16 protein-coding genes are annotated in these 15,755 nt (G+C 69.7%); 11 read left to right on the top strand and 5 right to left on the bottom strand.

Annotated features, from left to right (window positions below):
* On the bottom strand, positions 1-1,203 hold the full coding sequence (locus tag ACZ6Z4_RS16410) for a DUF418 domain-containing protein (protein ID WP_465563995.1): 1,203 nt from the start codon (positions 1,201-1,203) through the stop codon (positions 1-3).
* A gap of 187 nt (positions 1,204-1,390) precedes the next feature.
* Here ACZ6Z4_RS16410 and paaA point away from each other — a divergent pair, with 187 nt between their 5' ends.
* The 7 genes from paaA to ACZ6Z4_RS16375 all read left to right on the top strand — a co-directional run bounded on the left by paaA (position 1,391) and on the right by ACZ6Z4_RS16375 (position 6,319).
* Positions 1,391-2,317, top strand: coding sequence for a 1,2-phenylacetyl-CoA epoxidase subunit PaaA (paaA, locus tag ACZ6Z4_RS16405; protein ID WP_465563992.1), 927 nt, complete (start codon positions 1,391-1,393; stop codon positions 2,315-2,317).
* The gene (gene paaB / locus ACZ6Z4_RS16400) at positions 2,314-2,592 is read left to right on the top strand and encodes a 1,2-phenylacetyl-CoA epoxidase subunit PaaB (RefSeq protein WP_184794187.1); all 279 of its coding nucleotides are present in this window, start codon (positions 2,314-2,316) and stop codon (positions 2,590-2,592) included. Before paaA ends, paaB begins: the two co-directional genes overlap by 4 nt.
* Positions 2,589-3,329: a 1,2-phenylacetyl-CoA epoxidase subunit PaaC gene (paaC, locus tag ACZ6Z4_RS16395; protein WP_465563988.1), complete on the top strand. Its 741-nt coding sequence runs from the start codon at positions 2,589-2,591 to the stop codon at positions 3,327-3,329. The genes paaB and paaC overlap by 4 nt, the downstream gene beginning before the upstream one ends.
* Entirely contained in the window at positions 3,323-3,802 is a 480-nt protein-coding gene (gene paaD, locus ACZ6Z4_RS16390) for a 1,2-phenylacetyl-CoA epoxidase subunit PaaD (RefSeq protein ID WP_465563985.1), read from the top strand. Before paaC ends, paaD begins: the two co-directional genes overlap by 7 nt.
* Positions 3,803-4,885 carry a 1,2-phenylacetyl-CoA epoxidase subunit PaaE gene (gene paaE / locus ACZ6Z4_RS16385; protein ID WP_465563982.1) on the top strand — a complete coding sequence of 361 codons (1,083 nt, stop codon included), beginning with the start codon at positions 3,803-3,805 and terminating at the stop codon, positions 4,883-4,885.
* Positions 4,886-5,085: 200 nt separating this feature from the next.
* Positions 5,086-5,892 carry a metal-dependent hydrolase gene (locus tag ACZ6Z4_RS16380; RefSeq protein ID WP_465563979.1) on the top strand — a complete coding sequence of 269 codons (807 nt, stop codon included), beginning with the start codon at positions 5,086-5,088 and terminating at the stop codon, positions 5,890-5,892.
* Positions 5,893-5,968: 76 nt separating this feature from the next.
* Complete coding sequence (locus tag ACZ6Z4_RS16375) at positions 5,969-6,319, top strand: leucine-rich repeat domain-containing protein (RefSeq protein WP_465566738.1); 351 nt, start codon at positions 5,969-5,971, stop codon at positions 6,317-6,319.
* Here ACZ6Z4_RS16375 and ACZ6Z4_RS16370 read toward each other — a convergent pair.
* Both ACZ6Z4_RS16370 and ACZ6Z4_RS16365 read right to left on the bottom strand, forming a co-directional pair.
* Positions 6,316-6,840 (bottom strand): hypothetical protein, encoded by a 525-nt coding sequence (locus ACZ6Z4_RS16370; protein WP_465563975.1) that lies wholly within the window; start codon positions 6,838-6,840, stop codon positions 6,316-6,318. The two genes, ACZ6Z4_RS16375 and ACZ6Z4_RS16370, sit on opposite strands and share 4 nt — an antisense overlap.
* A gap of 157 nt (positions 6,841-6,997) precedes the next feature.
* Positions 6,998-8,152, bottom strand: a complete 1,155-nt coding sequence (locus tag ACZ6Z4_RS16365; RefSeq protein ID WP_465563970.1) for a hypothetical protein — start codon at positions 8,150-8,152, stop codon at positions 6,998-7,000.
* Between the two features lie 371 nt (positions 8,153-8,523).
* Between ACZ6Z4_RS16365 and dapA the strand changes: the two genes are divergently transcribed.
* The 3 genes from dapA to ACZ6Z4_RS16350 are packed head-to-tail and all read left to right on the top strand — an operon-like array spanning position 8,524 to position 12,173.
* Positions 8,524-9,426 (top strand): 4-hydroxy-tetrahydrodipicolinate synthase, encoded by a 903-nt coding sequence (gene dapA / locus ACZ6Z4_RS16360; RefSeq protein ID WP_465563967.1) that lies wholly within the window; start codon positions 8,524-8,526, stop codon positions 9,424-9,426.
* Entirely contained in the window at positions 9,423-11,117 is a 1,695-nt protein-coding gene (locus ACZ6Z4_RS16355) for a ribonuclease J (RefSeq protein ID WP_465563964.1), read from the top strand. The genes dapA and ACZ6Z4_RS16355 overlap by 4 nt, the downstream gene beginning before the upstream one ends.
* Positions 11,118-11,144: 27 nt before the next feature.
* Complete coding sequence (locus tag ACZ6Z4_RS16350; RefSeq protein ID WP_465563959.1) at positions 11,145-12,173, top strand: LacI family DNA-binding transcriptional regulator; 1,029 nt, start codon at positions 11,145-11,147, stop codon at positions 12,171-12,173.
* Here the strand turns inward: ACZ6Z4_RS16350 and ACZ6Z4_RS16345 are convergent.
* Positions 12,170-13,246, bottom strand: a complete 1,077-nt coding sequence (locus tag ACZ6Z4_RS16345) for a fatty acid desaturase family protein (RefSeq protein ID WP_465563956.1) — start codon at positions 13,244-13,246, stop codon at positions 12,170-12,172. The two genes, ACZ6Z4_RS16350 and ACZ6Z4_RS16345, sit on opposite strands and share 4 nt — an antisense overlap.
* Positions 13,247-13,362: 116 nt before the next feature.
* The gene (locus ACZ6Z4_RS16340) at positions 13,363-14,064 is read right to left on the bottom strand and encodes a GAF domain-containing protein (protein WP_465563953.1); all 702 of its coding nucleotides are present in this window, start codon (positions 14,062-14,064) and stop codon (positions 13,363-13,365) included.
* Positions 14,065-14,198: 134 nt separating this feature from the next.
* Between ACZ6Z4_RS16340 and ACZ6Z4_RS16335 the strand changes: the two genes are divergently transcribed.
* A complete protein-coding gene (locus ACZ6Z4_RS16335) occupies positions 14,199-15,731 on the top strand; it encodes an alkaline phosphatase D family protein (protein ID WP_465563950.1) in 1,533 nt (510 codons plus the stop codon).
* Positions 15,732-15,755: the final 24 nt, after the last annotated feature.

Genomic DNA, 15,755 nt, shown 5'->3' with positions numbered 1-15,755 from the left:
TCAGCGGTTGTAGACGAGGCGGCGGAGGAGGGTTTCGGCCGGGCCGCGGTAGTTGCGGTGCTGCATGGCGTTGGCAGCGAGGACCGAGACGATCCAGATGGCGATCGCGGCGGCCGCCGCGGTGAAGGCGGTGTTGCCGAGGTCGAGGTTCAGGCCGTACGGCGCCAGCAGGATCGTCCAGGCGACCGACTGGAACAGGTAGCCGCTCAGCGAGCGCTGGCCCAGGGCGGAGATGGCGGTCAGCGGCCGGCCGAGCTGGGGGCGGCGGAGCAGCTTGGCGACGATCAGGCCGAACAGGGCGACGTACCCGGGTCCACCGAACTGCCCGCTGATCTGGGCCAGGAACTCGAACGAGCTGACGGCGTTGGAGTCGACGTGGAGCCAGCCGGCGCCGACCAGGCCGAGCGGCAGGCCGCCCAGGACGGTGATGCTGAGGCAGAGGACGGCGACGCGGGTCAGCAGGGTCTTGTGCTGCGCGGGGTTCTCCAGGATCTGGCGACGCGCGGCCCACATGCCCAGCCAGACGACGACGATCAGACCGAGGACGAAGGCGGTGTGCGCCGGGTACTCGTGCAGCCGGTCGACCAGGCTCTGCCCGTACGACGTGGCCGCCAGCGACGGGTTCGGGCTGTTGGTGATCGTCGCGGCCGGGCCGGTCGAGTTGAGCGCGGCGATCAGCGCCAGCACGCCGGTGCCCACGGCGTACAGGACCTGGAGGGCCCAGATCACGATGATGAGGCGGTGGAACTTGTCGCTGCGGTTGAGCAGCAGCAAGGTGCAGAGCACGCCGATCAGGCCGTAGGCGCCGAGGAAGTCGCCGAAGTACAGCAGGGTCGCGTGGACCAGGCCGAAGCCGATCATCCACAGGTGCCGCTTCAGCAGGATCGAACGCACGGCACCCACCGAGCTGCCGGAGTTCCGCTGCCGCCGGGCGAGCTGGACCAGCCCGTACCCGAACATCAGGCCGAAGACCGGGTAGGCCCGGGCGTCGACCAGGGTCAGCTTGAGCAGGTTGAAGACCCGCTCGAGCCCGTGCGGTGTGCCGTTGACGCCGGGGGCGCCGGCGAAGCCGAAGTTGGCGGCGTTGGCCAGGGCGATCAGCAGCAGCATCGCGCCGCGGATCAGGTCCGGGGCGAGCGCGCGCTCCCGGCGGGTGACGGGGCCGCGGTGCTCGACGGCCGGGGGAGTCGCTGTGTGTGCCACGGCGGTTCGTCCTTCCAGGAAACTGTGCAGGCTTTGAACTGTTACCTGAATCCTGCCGCCGCGCGGCGGGCCCTCCCAGCGGTCTGACACCCCTGCTGGGGTGGTGCTACCACCACCCCGTCCGCTCTTGTGACACCTTTCGCTCGAAGTGGCGATGAAGTGTCACAACTGGGCTATGCTGACGACCATGGACAGCTTCCAGGCCACCATCGACGCCGACGGCCGGATCGAGCCGCGGGACGCGATGCCGGAGGGGTACCGCAAGACCCTGATCCGGCAGATCGCGCAGCACGCGCACTCCGAGATCATCGGCATGCAGCCCGAGGGCAACTGGATCAGCCGCGCGCCCTCGCTGCGCCGCAAGGCGATCCTGATGGCCAAGGTCCAGGACGAGGCCGGCCACGGCCTCTACCTGTACGCCGCCGCCGAGACCCTCGGCGTCGACCGGGCCGAGCTGCTCGACCTGCTGCACAGCGGCCGGCAGAAGTACTCCAGCATCTTCAACTACCCGACGCTGACCTGGGCCGACATCGGCGCGATCGGCTGGCTGGTCGACGGCGCCGCGATCGTCAACCAGGTCCCGCTGTGCCGCTGCTCGTACGGGCCGTACGCGCGAGCGATGGTCCGGGTCTGCAAGGAGGAGTCGTTCCATCAGCGGCAGGGGTTCGAGATCCTGCACACGCTGTGCAACGGGACCGACGGGCAGAAGGCGATGGCGCAGGACGCCCTGGACCGCTGGTGGTGGCCGTCGCTGATGATGTTCGGCCCGCCGGACGCGTCGTCGACGCACTCCGAGCAGTCGATGGCCTGGGGCATCAAGCGGCACAGCAACGACGAGCTGCGGCAGCGGTTCGTCGACATGACGGTGCCGCAGGCCGACGTACTGGGGTTGCGGGTGCCCGACGACGGGCTGCGGCTGAACGAGGAGACCGGGCACTACAGCTTCACCGAGCCCGACTTCGCCGAGCTGTACGAGGTCGTCAAGGGCAACGGCCCGTGCAACCAGCAGCGGCTGGCGCACCGGGTGAAGGCGCACGAGGACGGTGCCTGGGTCCGCGAGGCGGCCTCGGCGTACGCCGCCAAGCAGGCCGACAAGAAGGAGAGCGCGGCATGATCGAGCCGCTGTGGGAGGTCTTCGTCCGGTCGCGCCGCGGCCTGTCGCACACGCACGTCGGCAGCCTGCACGCGCCGGACGCGACGATGGCCCTGCGCAACGCCCGCGACGTCTACACCCGCCGCCAGGAGGGTGTCTCGATCTGGGTCGTGCCGGCCGCCGACATCACCGCGTCCAGCCCGGACGAGAAGGACGAGTTCTTCGACCCGGCCGGCGACAAGGTCTACCGGCACCCGACCTTCTACACCGTCCCGGAAGGCGTCGACCACCTGTGAGCGACCTGTTCAGCTACGCGTTGCGGCTCGGCGACGACGCGCTGATCGCGGCGCAGCGCACCGCCGAGTGGATCGCGGCCGCCCCGCAGCTCGAGGAAGACGTTGCTCTGGGCAACATCGGGCTGGACCAGCTCGGCCAGGCCCGGTCGCTGCTCCAGTACGCCGCCGAGGTCGAGGGTGCCGGCCGCACCGAGGACGACCTCGCCTACTTCCGCGACGAGCGCGACTTCCTGAACGTCCAGCTGTGTGAGCTCCCGAACGGCGACTTCGGCCACGCGATGGCGCGGCTGCTGTACTTCGCGACGTACCAGCATCTCCTGTACGACGTACTGCGCGGCAGTGCCGACGAGACGCTCGCGGGCGTCGCCGGCAAGGCCGTGAAGGAGGTCGCGTACCACGTCGACCACGCGACCCAGTGGGTGCTCCGGCTCGGCGACGGCACCGAGGAGAGCCACCGGCGGATGCAGGCCGGGCTCGACGCGCTGTGGCCGTACACGGCCGAGCTGTTCGCGACCGACTCGCTGGTCCAGCGGCTCGACGTCGCGGTGGACCCGGCCGGGCTCGAGGAGGAGTGGCTGCGCCGCGTCCACGCGGTGATCGACGAGTCGACCTGTGAGCGGCCGGCTTCGGCGTACCAGCACGGTGGTGGTCGCGAGGGCAAGCACACCGAGCACCTGGGCTACCTGCTCGCCGAGCTGCAGCACGTCGCGCGGTCGCACCCGGGGGCGACATGGTGACCGACACCGCGATCTGGGAGGCCGTCGGCGAGGTCGCGGACCCGGAGGTGCCGGTGCTGACGATCGCGGACCTCGGCGTACTGCGGGCGGTCCGGCACGAGGGCGACGAGGTCGTGGTCACCATCACGCCGACGTACTCGGGCTGTCCGGCGATGGACCTGATCCGGCACGAGGTCGAGCTGACGCTGGACTCGCTGCACCTCAAGGGGCGCGTCGAGACCGTGCTGTCGCCGGCCTGGACGACGGAGTGGATGAGCGAGTCGGGCAAGGCGAAGCTGACCGAGTACGGGATCGCGCCGCCGACCGGGACGCGGGCTGTCGGTGGACCGGTGTCTGTGTCGCTGACACTGCGGTGCCCGCTGTGCGGGTCGCCGGACACGAGCGAGCTGAGCCGGTTCGGGTCGACGTCGTGCAAGTCGCTGTGGCGGTGCAATTCCTGCCGCGAACCCTTCGACCATTTCAAGGCGATCTAGATGAGTGTTCTGCCGAAGCGCCGGGCGACCTTTCACGCGCTGACCGTGAAGGCCGTCGACGCGATCACCGATGACTCGGTCGCGATCACGTTCGACGTGCCGGCCGCGCTGGCCGGCGAGTACGAGTTCGCTGCGGGCCAGCATTTGACCGTACGGCGTAGTGGTGAGGACGTGCGGCGGAGCTACTCGATCTGCTCGCCCGCCGGGTCGGGCGTGCTGCGGATCGGGGTGAAGAAGATCCCCGGCGGCGACTTCTCGTCGTACGCCGCGAACGTGCTGAAGCCCGGCGACACCATCGAGGTGATGACGCCGCTCGGCCGGTTCGGGACGACGCTCGACCCGCAGCACGACAAGCACTACGCGTTCGTCGCCGCGGGCAGCGGGATCACGCCGGTGCTGTCGCTGGTCGCGACGATCCTGCAGGTCGAGCCGCTGAGCCGCGTCACGCTGCTCTACGGGAACCGGACCGCGGGGTCGGTGATGTTCGCCGACGAGCTGGCCGATCTGAAGGACCGGTACGCCGAACGACTGCATCTTGTGCACGTGTTGTCGCGGGAGTCGACCGAGGTCGAGCTGTTCAACGGGCGGATCGACAGCGAGCGGCTGCAGCGGATGCTGGGGACGATCCTGCCGGTGAAGACTGTTGACGAGTGGTTCTTGTGCGGGCCTTACGCGATGGTCGTCGGCGCGCAGGAGTTGCTGCTCGGCGAGGGGGTTGCGCGGGAGCAGGTGCATGCCGAGCTGTTCCATGTCGGCGATGAGGCGCCGGTCGCGCGGGTCGAGGAGACGGCGGTCGATGAGGACGCGGCCGAGGTGACGGTGATCCTCGACGGGCGGCGGTCGACGTTTCCGCTGGGGGAGCACGCGAAGGCGGTGCTCGACGCGACGCTGGCTGTGCGGTCGGATGCGCCGTTCGCTTGTAAGGGCGGGGTGTGCGGGACGTGCCGGGCGAAGGTCGTGGACGGGTCGGTCCGGATGGACACGAACTGGGCGCTGGAGCCGGACGAGATCCGCGCTGGGTACGTGCTGACGTGTCAGTCGCACCCGACGTCGGCGAAGGTCACACTCGACTTCGACGCCTAGCCCGGCGCTCAGCACCACCACGTCGGGCTGGAGACCGAGCCGCGCCTCTGCACGGCCGACGGGCCGACCCTGTCCCCCTGGCGGGTAGAGCCCGCGGGTCGGCGGGTTTGTGACGCGGGAGACTGCGTTGCGCTGCTGGGTTCTGTCGGTGGGCGCTGAAACAATCGGCGCTTCACGACAGATGGGGGTGGGGCGCCGTGATGGGGCGTTCGCATGCGTTGTCCGGCTGGTGCGCGGGGCTGGCGGTCGCGCCGTTGGTGGGGCTGACGACGGTCGCCGAAGTGGTGCCGTTCGCGGCCGCGACGGCGGGCTACGCGCTGCTGCCCGACCTCGACCACCCGGGCGCGTCCGCGTCCCGGCTGCTCGGGCCGCTGACGGGCTTCGTCTCGAACGTGATCCGCGCGTTCTCCGCGCTGCTCTACTCCCTGACCAAGGGGCCCCGCGACGAGGACAGCACGGGTCAGCACCGGCACTTCAGCCACACCGTCGTCGCCGCCGTCCTGCTCGGCTTCGCCACCTCGAGCGCCGGCGCGGCCGGCGGCTGGCGGACGGTCCTCGCGATCGCCCTGCTCGGCCTGATCCTCGCGGCCGACGTACTGGGTGACTGGATCCTGCTGGTGGTGATCGCCGCCGGCGGCTGGACGATCATCGGCGGCTGGCTCCCCGGCACGTCGGCGGTCGAAGCCCTCCGCGGCGGCCTCGACGGCATCGGCAGCTGGATCGGCGTGGCCGTTGCCCTCGGCATGTTCGTCCACTGCCTAGGCGACAGCCTCACCCGCTCCGGCTGCCCCTGGCTCTGGCCACTGCCCATCCGCGGCGAGACCTGGTACGAGATCCGCCTCCCCAAGCTGCTCCGCTTCCGCACCAACGGCCCGGTCGAAAACCTCCTGATCGCCCCCGCCCTCATCCTCGGCAGCGTCCTCCTGCTCCCCGGCGCCTTCGCGATCGCGGCCGACCTCGCCACCAGACTCTGGTCCACGACGTCGGTCTGGATCGCCGGCGGATGACCCGCACCCTCAACCTCGGCGCCACGGATCTCACCGAGGTCCCACCGCTGTCAGCCGGCCTGCGTGAGCTCACCAGCTGACGACGCCGCCCGACTCGTACGGCGACCTCGCGTCCCTGCGCGAGCTGCATCTCGACGGGAATCCGCTAGGGAAGATTCCGGAGACGTTCGACCAGCTCACCGAGCTACGCGTGCTGAGCCTGCGTGGGGCGGCGCTGACGGGCTTCCCGGTGGCGGTCGCGAGGTTGCCGCGGTTGCGGCACCTGGATCTGCGGGCCAACCGGATCACCTGGCTGCCTGACCTCGGGCCTGATGCGTTTCCCGCGCTGGAGAAGCTCGATCTGCGCTGGCTGGATCTGCCGGTGGTGCCCGAGTGGGTGCATCAGCTCGAGCGCCGGGGCTGCCTGGTCTACCGGACTGCCGCCTAGTCCTGCGGCCGGGTGAAGTCCTGCGGGCGACCCAGCAGGTACGACGGAACCCCGCGGGCCTCCAATGACGCGGCGAAGCGTTGCTGGTTGCGGCGGGAGGGGAGCACCTCGTACGCGACCAGCGGGATGGCGAGGACGGCACCGACCAGCACGACCCAGTAACTGTTCACCACGAAGGCGATCGGGATCGACAGCAGGAAGACCGCCTCGCAGATCGCGAAGCGGACGAAGGTGGAGGCGGTGAAGCGGCGCCAGGCTTCGGACTCGATGTCGGCGGGGCGGCCGCCGTGCTCGAGGGGGACGGCGCGGAAGCCGATCAATTCGGCGAGTGCGTACGCCGCGGCCGCGGCGGCGACCACGACGGCCGGTGCCCAGAGTGCGGGGAACGGGCCCAGGCCGTCGGTCACCAGTACGAAGTACAGGACGATCGTGATCAGCGGGATCGCCATCAGCATCGTGCGGACGACCAGCGTCAGCGACGCCGCGGCGGCGGGAGGGGCTGCGTTCAGCGGGTTGGACACGGCAGAACGGTAGCGGCTCGTGGTGCCTCCCCGGGGAGGCACGAAGCACGCCGAACGCTGGCGCGGCTCGTGGCGCGTCCTTGGGGTGACGCACCACGAGCCGCCGTACTCGCGGGTGACCGCTCGTGGGGAAAGGGGGTCAGCCACCTGCGAGGGATCAGGCCGCGGCGGGGACCGCCGGGGCGTCGGGGGCGACGAGCGTGGCCAGCGCGGCGTCGAAGCGGCCGATGAAGCTCCAGCTCGGCATGATCTTCTTCTGGTTGCGGGCGTCGGTGGCCAGGTCGGCACCCCACTCGCTGGACCGCAGCCGCTGGTTCGGGGTGCCGTGGTGGCCGGGGGCGTCGAAGCCGCAGTCACCGATGTTGTACGACATCTCGGCGAACAGCTTGAGCTGCTTGCGGTTCAGGTTCGCGCCCTTGGCGTGGGCCAGGAAGTAGCCGCTGAACGCGTCGGCCATCAGCTCGATCCGCCGGGTCGCCTCCGGAGTCGTCAGCGACGACTCGTCCAGGAAGCGCTTGTACTGCACCTGGTGGCCGTACTCGTGGGCCAGCACCGCCTGCGGTGCGACCTTGCCCAGCTGAAGCCAGTCGAAGCCTTGCAGCACCCCGTCGCCCATGATGATCATGTACGGCAGTGCGGCCAGCGCCGGGTTCGGGTCGCCCTTGGGGCTGAAGGCGAACGCGTTCGCGCTGATCAGCGGGATGTTCCGGCCGAACTGCTTGACCAAACCCTCGTACCAGGTCGCGTACGTGTTGGCGAAGCCGGCGGCTTCGGCCGGGGTCCGGCGGCCGATCTGTTCGTACACCTTCACCAGCGCCGCGCGGTCGCCCATGATCGAGCTGTGCATCGGCACCATCTTGATTGCGCTGCCGTTGATGTCCCAGAAACCCTTCAGACCCTGCAGGGTGCTGGTCAGCTTCTTGGTGTACTCACCGTTGATCCCGAACGACGGCCGCGCCGGGACGTTGATCATGGCCGCGAAGCTGGTGATGTTGCTGAGGATCGAGGCGGCCAGGTACAGCTTCTGCTCGTTGGACCAGCCGGTCAGCTGCCCGGCCAGCCAGTTGGTGAACGGCGTCGTACCGCAGACGAACTCACCGGGGTTGATCGCGCCGAGGACCGCGGACTGGTAATGCGTCGTCTCGAGCGCATCGGACGCCTTCAGCATCTCGGGTCCGACAAGTGTTGTGACCGCTTCGAGCGTGACCGGGTTGCCGGCCTGCGGAGCGGCGTCGGCGGGCAGCACCGACACGGTGGCGGCCGCGAGGCCGAGGGTGGCGGCCAGGGCGGGCAGCCTCACAAACTTCTTCATGACACTCCTCAGGAGTACGCCGGGCGGAACCGGCTCCAGCGGGACTGGCCTCAGACTGGCACCCGGTGCGGCCGGGCGTCGTCGGCTCGGCGCTGGCGGAATCCGGCATGGCAGAAAACTGACGCTGACATGGCTGTGCCGTTTCCGGGCCGTTCCCGGTTGCTTTTGGCCCCGAAATCAGCTGCGGAGAGTGAAATCGATCGACGCAGCGTTCCGACAGAAACTTTTTCTGACTTTTTCCCCGAAAGCTGTAACGACTCCTGGGCCGCACCCGATAGGACGAGTGAGCCTGGTGGCTGCCCGGACCCCCGAGCGGACAGCCACCAGGCCTACTCATTTCCTGAGGCGTTCGGAGCGGTAACCTGACCCCCATGTCCTCAAGCCCGACGTCGCCGCCTTTCGGCCGACTCACCACCGCGATGATCACCCCGTTCCGGCCGGACGGCTCGCTCGATGTAGACGCTGCGCAGAAGGTCGCCGGGTACCTGGCCGACCAGGGCAACGACGCACTGATCGTGAACGGCACCACGGGTGAAGCACCGACCACCAGCGACGCCGAGAAGGACCAGCTGGTCCGCGCCGTCGTCGAGGCCGTCGGCGACCGCGCGCAGGTGATCGCCGGCGTCGGCACCAACGACACCGCGCACACCATCGAGCTGGCCAAGGCCGCCGAGGCCGCGGGGGCGCACGGGCTGCTCGTCGTCACTCCGTACTACAACAAGCCGCCGCAGGAAGGGCTGATCGCGCACTTCACCGCGGTCGCCGACGCGACCGGCCTGCCGAACCTGCTGTACGACATCCCCGGCCGCGCCGGGGTCGAGATCAGGACCGAGACGCTGATCGCGCTGGCCGAGCACCCGCGCGTCGTCGCGGTCAAGGACGCCAAGGGTGACATCGCCGCCGCGACCAAGGTGATGGCGAACACCGACCTGGCCTACTACTGCGGCGCCGACGAGCTGAACCTCGCCTGGCTGTCGATCGGTGCCGTCGGCATCGCCAGCGTCGTGGCGCACGCCGCCAGTCCGCAGTACCGGCAGCTGATCGACGCCGCCGTCGCCCAGGACCTGGTCGCCGCGCGCGAGATCGACCGGCGGCTGATCCCGGCCGTCGAGGCGATCATGACCCGGACCCAGGGCGCGATCATGGTGAAGGCCGCGCTGAAGCTGCTCGGGGTGATCGAGCACGCGACGGTCCGGCTCCCGCTGGTCGAGGCGACCACCGCCCAGACCGCCGCACTGACCACAGACCTCAAGACGTCAGGACTGGTTGCATGAGCCATCCCCACCCCGACCTGTCCGCCCCACCACCACTGGCCCCCGGCGCCCTGCGGGTGATCCCGCTCGGCGGCCTCGGCGAGGTCGGTCGCAACATGACCGTCTTCGAGTACGACGGCAAGCTGCTGATCGTCGACTGCGGCGTACTCTTCCCGGACGAGAACCAGCCCGGTGTCGACCTGATCCTCCCGGACTTCGAGCCGATCCGGGAGCGTTTGGACGACATCGTGGCGGTCGTCCTGACGCACGGGCACGAGGACCACATCGGTGGTCTGCCGTACCTGCTGCGCGAGCGCGGCGACATCCCGGTGGTCGGCTCGCAGCTGACGCTGGCGCTGCTCGAGGGCAAGCTGCGCGAGCACCGGCACCGCAACGTGCCGCAGCAGACCGTCGTCGAGGGCGAGACGATCCAGCTCGGCCCGTTCGGCTGCGAGTTCGTCGCGGTCAACCACTCGATCCCGGACGCGCTCGCGGTGGCGATCCGGACCCCGGCCGGCCTGGTGCTGCACACCGGCGACTTCAAGATGGACCAGCTGCCGCTGGACGGCCGGATCACCGACCTGAACGCGTTCGCGCGACTCGGCGACGAGGGCGTGGACCTGTTCTGCGTCGACTCGACCAACTCCGAGGTGCCCGGGTTCACCACCCACGAGCGCGACATCGCGCCGGTGCTGGACCGGGTCTTCACCGCCGCGAAGAGCCAGCGCATCATCGTGGCCTGCTTCGCCAGCCACGTGCACCGCGTCCAGCAGGTGATGGACGCGGCCGTGAAGCACCGCCGCAAGGTCGCGTACGTCGGCCGCTCGATGGTCCGCAACATGGCCGTCGCCCGGGACCTGGGCTTCCTGAAGGTCCCCGGGGACACGCTGATCGACATGCGCGAGCTCGACGACTACCCGCCGGAGCAGGTGGTGCTGGTCTCGACCGGTTCGCAGGGCGAGCCGATGTCGGCGCTGTCGCGGATCGCGGCCAACGACCACCACGTCGTGCACATCCAGCCCGGCGACACCGTCGTACTGGCCTCGTCGCTGATCCCCGGCAACGAGAACTCGGTCTACCGGGTGATCAACGGGCTGACCCGGCACGGCGCGAACGTGATCCACAAGGGCAACGCGCTGGTGCACGTGTCCGGTCACGCGTCGGCCGGCGAGCTGCTCTACTGCTACAACATCGTCAAGCCGCGCAACGTGATGCCGGTGCACGGCGAGATCCGGCACCTGCACGCGAACGCGGAGCTGGCGCGGCAGACCGGCGTACCGGCCGCGAACGTGGTGGTCGTCGAGGACGGTGTGGTGGTCGACCTGGTCGAGGGCCGCGCGGTCGTCGCCGGCAAGGTCGAGTGCGGGTACGTGTTCGTCGACGGCTCCACGGTCGGCGACATCACCGAGACCTCGCTGAAGGACCGGCGGATCCTCGGCGACGAGGGTTTCATCTCGGTGATCGCCGTGATGGACTCCGTGACCGGCAAACTGACGGCCGGGCCGGAGATCCAGGCCCGCGGGTTCGCCGAGGACGACACCGTCTTCGACGACCTGAAGCCGAAGATCGAGGCGGAGATCGAGAAGGCGATCGGGAGCGGGGTGGACGACATGTACCAGTTGCAGCAGGTGATCCGCCGCGTGGTCGGCAAGTGGGTCAGCGACACGCACCGTCGCCGGCCGATGATCATCCCGGTCGTCGTGGAAAGCTAAGGGCTTCTTCTAGGGGAGGGGTGGGCCGTGAGTATCACCGGTGTCAACGGAGCGGGGCAGCGCCGGCCCACCATGAAGGAGGTCGCGGCCCGGGCCGGGGTCGCGCTGAAGACGGTCTCCCGGGTGGTGAACGAGGAGCCGAACGTGAGCCCGGAGCTGACCGCGAAGGTCCAGGCCGCGATCAAGGAGCTGAACTACACGCCGAACGAGTCGGCCCGGATGCTGCGCCGCGGCCGGACCGGCACGATCGCCGTGGTGATCCGCGACATCGGCGACCCGTTCTTCGCCTCGCTGGGCCGCGCGGTCGAGCTGTGGGCGCGCTCCAGCGGCTCGGTGGTGATGATCGGCCTGACCGACGAGGACCCGGAGCGTGAGCGCGACGTCTGCCTGGAGTTCGTGGCCCGGCGGCCGGACGCGCTGATCATGGCGCCGATCGGGGAGACCCAGGAGTACCTGGCCCCGCACGTCGACGCCGGGATGGCCGTCGTCACGATCGACCGGCCGGCGCACGGCATCGAGGCGGACGCCGTACTGGCGGACAATGCCGGCGGTATCGACCAGGCGATCGACCACCTGGTCCGCCAGGGGCACCGCCGGATCGCGTACCTCGGCGACGACGAGCGGATCTTCACCGCGCGCGAACGCGTGGTGGCCTACCGGGCGGCGATGGCGCGGCACCGGATCGAGGTCGACGAGGACCTGGTGCACCTGTCCGAGCCGACCACCGAGGGCATCGGGATCACGCTGTCCGCCGTACTGGACCGGCCGGAGCCGGCCACCGCGCTGCTGTCGGCGAACAACATGACGACCGCGGAGGTGCTGCGCGGGATGGCCGGCCGGCGGGACCAGGTCGCCCTGGTCTCCTTCGACGACCTGGCGCTGGGCGATCTGCTGAGCCCGGGGCTGACCGCTGTGGCGCAGTCGGCCGACGTGATGGCGCGGACGGCGATCCAGCTGATGACCGAGCGGCTGCCCGAGCCGCATCGACCGGGACGCACGGTGCGCGTCCCGGTCAAGCTCACGATCCGTGGCTCAGGGGAGATCCCCCCGGCCTAGGTGGCTGTCCGGTACTGCGCGGTCAGCGGGCACTGGAACGGGTCGCGGGCGCGCAGCCCGACGTTGTTCAGGTAGTCGATGACGATCCCGTAGGACTCGAACAGCCCGACCTCGGTGTACTTCACCTTGTGCTTGGCGCAGTACTCGCGCACGATCGGCTGCACCCGGCGCAGGTTCGGCCGCGGCATGCTCGGGAACAGGTGGTGCTCGACCTGGTAGTTCAGGCCGCCCATCAGGAAGTCGACGACGACGCCGCCGCGGATGTTGCGCGACATCAGCACCTGGCGGCGCAGGAAGTCGATCTTCATCGTCTTGGGGACCAGCGGCATGCCCTTGTGGTTCGGGGCGAACGACGCGCCGAGGAAGACGCCGAACAGTGCGAGCTGCAGGCCGAGGAAGGCCGCGGCCTTGCCGGGCGGGAGCAGCAGGAACAGCACGGTGACGTAGCCGCCGAGGCGGGACACGACGACCGCGGCCTCGATCCGCTCAGCGCGCGAGGCGCCCTTGCGGAGCTGGTGCTGCAGGCTCGACACGTGCAGGCTGATGCCCTCCAGCGTCAGCAGCGGGAAGAACAGCCAGCCCTGGCGGTCGGTGAACCACTTCGCGAAGCCGGTCCGGACCTCGGCGAGCTCCGGGACGTAGGCGAGCACACCGGGGCCGATGTCGGGGTCCTTGGTGACCTGGTTCGGGGCGTTGTGGTGCTTGCTGTGCTTGGTGCGCCACCAGCTGATGCTGACGCCGGCGATGCCGCCGGCGAGGACGCGCGCGGTCCAGTCGTTCCAGGCGGCGGAGTCGAAGATCTGCCGGTGCGCGCTGTCGTGGCTCAGGAACGCGACCTGGGTCAGCACCATGGCCAGCGCGGCGGCCATCAGCAGCTGGTACCAGGAGTTGCCGAGCAGGACGAAGCCGGTGACGATCCCGGCCAGCGACAGCAGGACGAACCCGATCCGGGTCCAGTAGTAGGTGTACCGGCGCCGGAGCAGACCGAGGTCGCGCACGGTGTGCAACAGGTCGCTGTAGAGGCTGGTGTAGCGCTGCTGGGGTGTCTGATCGTCAAGGACGGTCTGTGACAAGGAAAACGCCTCGTTCCCTGGAGTGCATCGGTCGATGCGCTACCGGGGTCCAGGGCAGCGCCACGAGTATGTGGCTTGACGACGACAACCGAACCATGCCGGGACGCGACACGCAACTAGCGAGCCAGCAGGACAGACGTCCTGAGTGATCCTTCCAACACTCCCTGTGCGACCGCGGTCAGGCCCTGGCTGTGGCCGCGGGCGTACGAGCGCATCGCGGTGAAGGCGTCGGACAGGCTCAGGCCGGCGCGTTCGGCGAGCATGCCCTTGGCCTGCTCGATCTGGACCCGGCTGTCGAGCGCGTGCCGCAGCTGGGCGGTCAGTTCGACGTACCCGCGCATCTCGCGCTCGTGCAGGATGCCGATCGTGGCCATGTCGGCCAGCGCCTGGCCGAGCTCGGCGTCGTCGGGGCGTAGCGGCGCGGGGTCGCAGCGGTAGAGGTTCATCACGCCGATCACCTGCCCGCGCAGCCGCAGCGGCAGCGCGTGCGCCGACAGGTAGGCGCCGGAGTTGGCGATCTCGGGCCAGCGGCTGATGTCCGCGTCGAGCACTGGCTGACCGGTCCGGAAGCACTCCAGACAGGGCCCGTCCTCGTGCTGCTGCTCGACCAGCTCGAGGATCTCGGCCTGGTCGTCCGAGGACGCCATCACGTGCAGTACGCCGTGGTCGTCGGCGAGCATCAGCCCGGCCGCGTCGACGGCCAGCAGCTCGACGCTGACCTCGGCGAGCACGCCCAGGAAGTCGACCAGGTCGAACTCGTCGACCAGGGTGTCGGCGAGGAGGACGAAGACCTGCGCGAGGCGGCGTTCCCTGCTCATGCGCTGATCGTCCCTTCCTCGGTCACACCCTCAATCATCGGGCCTGCCACAAGCTCCGGACCAGCGTGGCTGAGTTGTCAGTCAGTTCGCCTCAGGGTCACGCGGCAGTCACTCACGAGGAGCACCTTCGGGACATGAACCTGAGCCGCCGCCAGCTCTTGGCCGCATCCTCCGTGGCGGGCGCTTCGCTCGCCGTACCGGGTGTCGCTTCCGCTGCTGTCCCATCCGTCGTCCGCCGCGACCGCCCGGCCCTCCCGTCGGGCCTGATGAGCGGGGACGTCACCGAGAACTCCGCCGTCGTCTGGTCGCGCACCGACCGCCGCTCGCGGCTGGTCGTCGACCTGACCAGCACCGGCCGCTTCGACCGCGCGATCCGCCTCCGCGGCCCGGTCACCGGTCCCGACGACGACTTCACCGCGCAGCTGCCGCTGAAGGGCCTGCGCCCGGGCCAGCGCTACGACTACCGGGTGTCGTTCGAGGACGCGTACGGCCGCCGCGGTGAGAGCCTCGAGGGCTCGTTCAGCACGCCCGGCCGCAACCGCGGGATCAGCTTCGTCTGGACCGGCGACACCGTCGGCCAGGGCTGGGGGATCAACCCCGACTTCGGCGGCATGGTCGCCTATCGCGCGATGCACCGCACGAACCCGGACTTCTTCCTGCACTCCGGCGACAACATCTACGCCGACGGCCCGATCGAGGCGGCGGTGACGCTGCCCGACGGCACGGTCTGGAAGAACGTGGTGACCGAGGAGGTCGCGAAGGTCGCGGAGACGCTGGCCGAGTACCGCGGCCGGTACAAGTACAACCTGATGGACCACAACGTCCGCGACCTGTACGCCGACGTACCGATCGTCAGCCAGTGGGACGACCACGAGACGCTGAACAACTGGTACCCCGGCGAGATCCTCACCGACGACCGCTACACCGAGAAGCGCGTGAACGTGCTGGCGTCGCGGGCGAAGAAGGCGTTCCTGGAGTACCTGCCGATCGCGCACCAGGGCGGCCGGGAGCGGATCTACCGCAAGGTCAGCTACGGCCCGCTGCTCGACGTGTTCTGCCTCGACATGCGCACCTACCGCGGCGCCAACCCGACGCCGGGCACGGCCGGCCCGGTCGCGATGCTGGGCGCCGAGCAGGCCGCCTGGCTGGTCCGCGAGGTCGCGGCGTCGAAGGCGGCCTGGAAGGTGATCGCCAGCGACATGCCGCTCGGCGTACTGGTGCCGGACGGCGACCTGATCGAGGCCGTCGCGAACGGCGTCGCCGGTGCGCCCGGTGGCCGTGAGCACGAGATCGCCTGGGTGCTCAGCCAGTTCAAGCGGCGCAAGGTGAAGAACACGGTCTGGCTGACCGCGGACGTGCACTACTGCGCCGCGCACCGCTACGACCCGGCGAAGGCGACGTTCACCGACTTCGACCCGTTCTGGGAGATCGTCGCCGGGCCGGTCAACGCCGGGACGTTCGGCCCGAACGCGCTCGACCCGACGTTCGGGCCGCAGCTGGAGTTCGTGAAGGCGGCGGATTACCCGAACCAGCCGCCGAGCGGGGGCAACCAGTTCTTCGGGCACGTCGAGATCGACCCGCGGTCGGAGGTCTTCACGGTCTCGCTGCGGGACCTGTACGGGAAGGTGCTCTGGCGCAAGGATCTGCCGCCGGCGCGTCGCCACTAGAGCCACTCTCTGGGGACGTTCCAC

This window comes from Kribbella sp. NPDC104740, from assembly GCF_055583505.1.
Note: the sequence above shows the minus strand (reverse complement) of the source record. Positions and strands in the feature narration are given on the sequence as shown.

Bases quoted from the DNA above. Each gene is read 5' to 3' on its own strand.
- ACZ6Z4_RS16355 (WP_465563964.1), top strand. From the start codon at position 9,423: ATGAGCCATCCCCACCCCGACCTGTCCGCCCCACCACCACTGGCCCCC.
- ACZ6Z4_RS16365 (WP_465563970.1), bottom strand. From the start codon at position 8,152: ATGAAGAAGTTTGTGAGGCTGCCCGCCCTGGCCGCCACCCTCGGCCTC.
- paaB (WP_184794187.1), top strand. From the start codon at position 2,314: ATGATCGAGCCGCTGTGGGAGGTCTTCGTCCGGTCGCGCCGCGGCCTG.
- ACZ6Z4_RS16335 (WP_465563950.1), top strand. From the start codon at position 14,199: ATGAACCTGAGCCGCCGCCAGCTCTTGGCCGCATCCTCCGTGGCGGGC.
- ACZ6Z4_RS16380 (WP_465563979.1), top strand. From the start codon at position 5,086: ATGGGGCGTTCGCATGCGTTGTCCGGCTGGTGCGCGGGGCTGGCGGTC.
- paaE (WP_465563982.1), top strand. From the start codon at position 3,803: ATGAGTGTTCTGCCGAAGCGCCGGGCGACCTTTCACGCGCTGACCGTG.
- dapA (WP_465563967.1), top strand. From the start codon at position 8,524: ATGTCCTCAAGCCCGACGTCGCCGCCTTTCGGCCGACTCACCACCGCG.
- ACZ6Z4_RS16340 (WP_465563953.1), bottom strand. From the start codon at position 14,064: ATGAGCAGGGAACGCCGCCTCGCGCAGGTCTTCGTCCTCCTCGCCGAC.
- paaD (WP_465563985.1), top strand. From the start codon at position 3,323: ATGGTGACCGACACCGCGATCTGGGAGGCCGTCGGCGAGGTCGCGGAC.
- paaA (WP_465563992.1), top strand. From the start codon at position 1,391: ATGGACAGCTTCCAGGCCACCATCGACGCCGACGGCCGGATCGAGCCG.